Annotated in this window: 5 protein-coding genes; 2 read left to right on the plus strand and 3 right to left on the minus strand. The window is 64.6% G+C overall.

Annotated features, from left to right (window positions below):
- Positions 1-326: 326 nt before the first annotated feature.
- Positions 327-1,454: a serine hydrolase domain-containing protein gene (locus tag OHA42_RS00130; protein WP_406233491.1), complete on the minus strand. Its 1,128-nt coding sequence runs from the start codon at positions 1,452-1,454 to the stop codon at positions 327-329.
- A 124-nt stretch (positions 1,455-1,578) separates the two neighbouring features.
- On the opposite strand from OHA42_RS00130, the gene OHA42_RS00135 reads away from it, so the two are divergent.
- Positions 1,579-2,400, plus strand: coding sequence for a carboxymuconolactone decarboxylase family protein (locus OHA42_RS00135; protein ID WP_406233493.1), 822 nt, complete (start codon positions 1,579-1,581; stop codon positions 2,398-2,400).
- A gap of 548 nt (positions 2,401-2,948) precedes the next feature.
- On the plus strand, positions 2,949-4,295 hold the full coding sequence (locus tag OHA42_RS00140) for a helix-turn-helix domain-containing protein (RefSeq protein ID WP_406233495.1): 1,347 nt from the start codon (positions 2,949-2,951) through the stop codon (positions 4,293-4,295).
- Between the two features lie 63 nt (positions 4,296-4,358).
- On the opposite strand, the gene OHA42_RS00145 is transcribed toward OHA42_RS00140, so the two are convergent.
- Together OHA42_RS00145 and OHA42_RS00150 are read right to left on the minus strand one after the other, a co-directional pair.
- Positions 4,359-4,604: a hypothetical protein gene (locus OHA42_RS00145; protein WP_406233497.1), complete on the minus strand. Its 246-nt coding sequence runs from the start codon at positions 4,602-4,604 to the stop codon at positions 4,359-4,361.
- A gap of 110 nt (positions 4,605-4,714) precedes the next feature.
- Complete coding sequence (locus OHA42_RS00150) at positions 4,715-4,936, minus strand: MbtH family protein (RefSeq protein ID WP_406233499.1); 222 nt, start codon at positions 4,934-4,936, stop codon at positions 4,715-4,717.
- Positions 4,937-4,972 lie beyond the last annotated feature (36 nt).

Consider the following 4,972-nt stretch of genomic DNA (forward strand, 5'->3'; position numbering starts at 1 on the left):
CGACCGCCCAATACCTGACCATCCTCGGCACCGATGCTTATCGACGGTAGTCGAATGGCGGTTCGAACAGGCCCTCGGCAACCATTCGACGGCGTTCGATCTGCTATCGCGGGGTAGCGGCGGTCGACGAGGGGCTATCTCGCTAACCGTGTTTCCGGCGGTTTCTCCCAGTAGGTTTGGGCGTCGGGCCAACGGTCAGCGAGAGTGATCGCGAAGGCATTGACCGCTGGAGCCTTCTGCTGGAGCTGTTGACCAAGATCAACAGTTCGAGCACCGATAGATGCCGGTATATGTTGCGAAGATTCACATTTAAAACTAGCGACGGATCACGGACACAGGGCCCGGCTCAACATGCCCGGGATGTCGGGTTGCGACTCCGGATCCTGGGTGAAGGCGTAAGTGATCGCGCGCCCTTCCGGCGTGGCGCCGGAGATTGTGAGGAACCCGTATATCCCGCCGATGTGGCCGACATACTCCGCGCCACAAGGCAAGTGCATCGACCCGATGCCGAGTCCATAGTTCATGCCTGCCAGCTTGGACCCCATAGATACGCCCGCACGCATCTCGGCCAGCTGGACCGCGGGTACCACCCGGCCCGCAAGCAGCTCCGAGTAGAAATGATTCAGATCCACGCCGGTGGACACCATCGCGCCCGCGGCCCACGGCACCGAGGGCTCGATCCGGGTCACATCGGTCATCACCCCGTCGACGGAGGCGTAACCCTTCGGGTGCGGCCCGCGGATGTCCAGCTCGCCAGTGCCGGGGAGATAGGTGTCTTCGAGCGCGAGCGGCCGCAGGATGCGCCGGTTCAGCTCCTCGGTATACGGCGCGCCCGTGACCCGCTCGACCAGCATGCCCGCGACGATGTAGTTGGTGTTGGTGTACTCCCATCGGGTGCCGGGCGCGAACACCGCCGGCCGCATGAGCGCGCTGGCGACCTCCTGTTCGGGCGTCACCGTGCGACCTTGCAGTGCCACCCGGTACTCGTCGATCTGCGGGTCGTCGGTCAATTCGGGCAATCCGCTCTGATGACGCAGAATGTGGCGCACGGTGATGGCGCGGCCATCGATGCCGTCGCCCACCAGCAAGCCGGGCAGGTAGGTGTCGATCGGTTCGTCGAGCCGAATCTTGCCCTCCGCCACCAACTGCAGCACCACCGACGCGATGAACGACTTGCTGATGGAGCCGATTCGTGTCTGCTGCGGTGGATCGGCGAGGATCGGTGCGCGAGTGTCTCGATCGGCGACACCGCTGGTCAAGATGACCGTCGCGCCGTTCTCGGTGACCGTGGCGATCGCCCCGGCCACCCCGGACTCCACCATCCGATCGATATCGGCCTGCACGGCCTGCTTTCGACTGTCGGACACCCCCGGCGCGGCCGGTTTCGGGTCCGCTGAGCATCCGACGAGCAGAGCAACCGCGAACGTAGCCACAACGATCGGAAGAAAGCGCATACCTCGACGCTAGGCTTCGCGGCGCAACGCCACATCCGGGCCGACCCCGAGATTCACCTGATTTCTACGTCGGCCTCGAGGAGGAGCTTGCGTTGGAGTGCACTCCAGCTTTTACAGTTCTGACATGACCAACACAAAGTCCACAACAGCGACTTCTACCAGCGAAAATGACCGTTTCGAACGTGGCTCGGCAGTATTGCGGACGGTCAGTGGCAGCCCGAATCCCGCAGTGCTCGACAGCCTTGCCGACATCGCACCGGACCTCGGCAGGCTGACTGTCGAGTTCGGCTACGGCGACATCCTGTCCCGCCCCGGCCTGACACTGCCGCAACGTCAGCTCGCCACCGTGTCCGCGCTCGCGGCCATGGGCAATGCGGCACCACAGTTGCGCTTCCACATCGACGGCGCGCTGAATGTGGGCTGCACGCGCGAGGAGATCGTGGAGACCCTCATTCACGTCAGTGTGTATGCGGGCTTCCCGGCCGCGCTCAACGGACTGATCGCGGCCCGTGCGATTTTCGAAGCCCGCACCGACATTCCAGCGCAGACCCGAACCGCCCCCGCCCCGACCGGTGACCGGTTCGAGCGGGGCAGCGCCCGGCTTTCGGAGATCGACGGCCACGCCGGCGAGCAGGTCATCGCCTCGCTCCAGGACATCGCCCCCGACCTCGCCCGCTACCTCCTCGAATTCGTTTTCGGCGACATCTACTCCCGCCCTGGCCTCGACCTGAAGACACGCGAGCTGACCACCGTCGCCATGCTGACCGCTCTCGGCACCGCCGCACCCCAACTGGCGGTGCACATCCACGCCCTGCTCAATGTCGGTGGCACCACCACCGAGGCGGTCGAAGTCATCACCCAGATGGCGTCCTACGCAGGCTTCCCCGCCGCCCTCAACGCAATCGCCGTGGCACGTCAAGTTTTCGCCGACCGCGCGACGAGCTGATCGGCATCATCACCCTCGACCGATGTCGATGCCGCCACCGCTGACCCCCACACGTCGCGCGCTCGACGAGGGCAGGCACCGCCTTCGATGACGGGCGGACGCCTACTTCTCGGCGGCTCGACGGAAGCAGTAGGCCGATGAGGCCAGGTACTGGCGGCAGCGCGCGCCGTGGCCTGCGTGGACAGCGAGGATGAAGCGGGCTCTGTCGTAAGTGAGTCCAATCGGTTCCTGTGCACAGTCGCGGCTCTGCACGAGCCACAATTCCCTGATATCCGAGCGCAATGCGTCCATCGTTCACCTCCAAGAAAGTAAATGCACCCGACACCGAGGGGCGCCGCCGGAACCACGCTCGACTCGGCTGGATCGGACCGAGTCGGGACCGTGCGTCGGTCTTCCGGAAAGCGGGCACCCCGAAAGGGTTTGGGCATAACCCCCGGTGCCGGGTACCGACTAAGCGTGCACGTTGCGATTCGGCGTATAACAGTCCCGAAACCGGTAAATCCGAGTAATTTCCGATTGAATCAACCTGGCGCGAGGGGGTAGGACCTATGGTTGAAGTCGACTGGGCGGGCGACGACGTACGCGCCCTCCGTGCGGCGATGAAGCGCAGTCGCTACGAGTTCGCGCGCTTGGTGGGCGTCACCCCGCGCACCGTGGTCTTGTGGGAAAACGGCCGGACAACCCGGATGCACGACGCAAGCAGGCGCCTACTCGACGGGGTCCTGTCGCAGGCCGATTCAGTGGTCGTCGCGCGGTTCGAGCGCGCGATCCTCGCGGACCGTTCGGCGGCAGGCGAGACCGAAGACACGAGCGCCGCGCTCGTTCGGAATACCAAGCTCGGTAGGGAAACTGGGCTCGACAAGGAAGTCGAGGACAATGACGTGAGACGGCGTGAACTATTAGCCTGCGTGGGCGCAGGCCTGGCGGGCCGAGCGGCGGATCTGGTGGCGAACGAGCCCGAGAAGATGCTTGCCACACTTGATGCCGGATCGATCAGCGAGCGCAGACTCGGCCTGCTGGAGGAGTCGGCGCAGACGCTCGGCACGCGCGTGGTACAGGTGCCGCCCTACGAGTTGCTGCACGCCACGCTCGACCAATTCCGCACTGTGCGAGGATGTCTCGCCGAACGACAGGCCACCCATCATCAGATCCGGCTGGTCCGCACGGCGGGCAGACTGGCCAACGTCGTCGGTGAAATCCTTTTCAACGAAGGGCATTTCGGTCAGGCCAGGCTGTGGTATACGACCGCGATTCATGCCGCGCAGGACATCGGCGACCGCTACTCGGAAGACATCGCATTGGCCGGCCTCACATATCTGCCGACCTATAGCGATAAACCGAAGGAAGTTTTACACCTACTCGCCCCACGTCTCGCAGAAAATCCGGGACACGGCCCCGCCGTCGCCTGGTTATGGGGAATGGCGGCGCGCGCACACGCCAGCCTCGGTGACGCCGACCAATTCGCCTATTGCATAAACAAATCTTCCGCCGCACTCGATGACTTCGCCCCTGCAGACCTGCCGGTCGGAATTTTTTCCTTCCGCCCGGAAAAACTCGCTTTCTATCAGGCCATCGGATATTCCCGACTCGGCCGCGCCGAGGAGACCGCGAGCGCCGCAGCACGGGCGATTTCGCTGTACGACCCGCAGGAGACAATGGAGCCCGCCCTCGTCCAATTCGAGCACGCAACGGCACTGCTCAGCTCCGGCGAGGTCGACGAGGCATGTGCAATTGCCACCCGGGCGATCACGAACGGCCACACCTACGTCGGCCTGACGGTCACCAAGCGTGCCAAACAGTTCGACTCGGCCCTGATCGGGCAGCGCGGCCGCGCGGTGTCCGACTGGCGCGAACAGGCCCGACTGATCTGTGATTCCGCGCGGACGCAGGCATAACGGGTCCACGCGTCACACGACGCTGCAGACTCCAGCGTCAGAGGACGCTGAGTTCACAGACCGTCACACAACGCTGCTGCGGGCCGCCCGGTGCCGCTTACCCCGCATGACGCCTGCCAACCAGACGCCGACCGGCTTGGTGGCGCTGGAGTTCGGCATGAGGTCGGCGAAAGGCGCATGCGCCCGGCCGACTTCGGCGGCATCGGCGATGTAGGCGGACACCGAACTGGCATGGCCCGCCGCCACGGCATGTTCGGCGGTGACGACCAGTTCCTCGGGGAGTGTCAAGGTGATTCGGCGGGTTGTCATGTCTTCCATCATCCTCGCCTGGGCAAACTCTGTATGCATGACGTGCCGATCGGCGTGAAGTGTTGGCGGGGCGCACCGGCCGGCAGGGGGATGTGGGCCGGCGCGCCCCGCTATTCAGTTGGTTTCGGGTGCATCGCCGCGATCAGCGAGTTGGGACGCATGTCGAGCCAGTGGGATTCGACGTATTCCAGGCAGGCGGCGCGGGACGCGGCGCCATAGGCGATGGTCCAGCCGCCGGGGACAGCCGCGAAGATCGGCCACATCGAATGTTCGCCCTCCTCGTTGATCAGGACGTAGAACTGGGCGTCATCGTCGTCGAACGGGTTGTTCATCGGGGGGACCTTCCTGGTGGGAACGGAGAATGGGGA

Source organism: Nocardia sp. NBC_01009 (genome assembly GCF_045208035.1).
Taxonomy (GTDB): domain Bacteria; phylum Actinomycetota; class Actinomycetes; order Mycobacteriales; family Mycobacteriaceae; genus Nocardia.

What these genes read in the sequence shown, in the direction of transcription:
- OHA42_RS00140 (WP_406233495.1), top strand. Translation starts at nt 2,949, where the DNA reads ATGGTTGAAGTCGACTGGGCGGGCGACGACGTACGCGCCCTCCGTGCG.
- OHA42_RS00135 (WP_406233493.1), top strand. Translation starts at nt 1,579, where the DNA reads ATGACCAACACAAAGTCCACAACAGCGACTTCTACCAGCGAAAATGAC.
- OHA42_RS00130 (WP_406233491.1), bottom strand. Translation starts at nt 1,454, where the DNA reads ATGCGCTTTCTTCCGATCGTTGTGGCTACGTTCGCGGTTGCTCTGCTC.
- OHA42_RS00150 (WP_406233499.1), bottom strand. Translation starts at nt 4,936, where the DNA reads ATGAACAACCCGTTCGACGACGATGACGCCCAGTTCTACGTCCTGATC.
- OHA42_RS00145 (WP_406233497.1), bottom strand. Translation starts at nt 4,604, where the DNA reads ATGACAACCCGCCGAATCACCTTGACACTCCCCGAGGAACTGGTCGTC.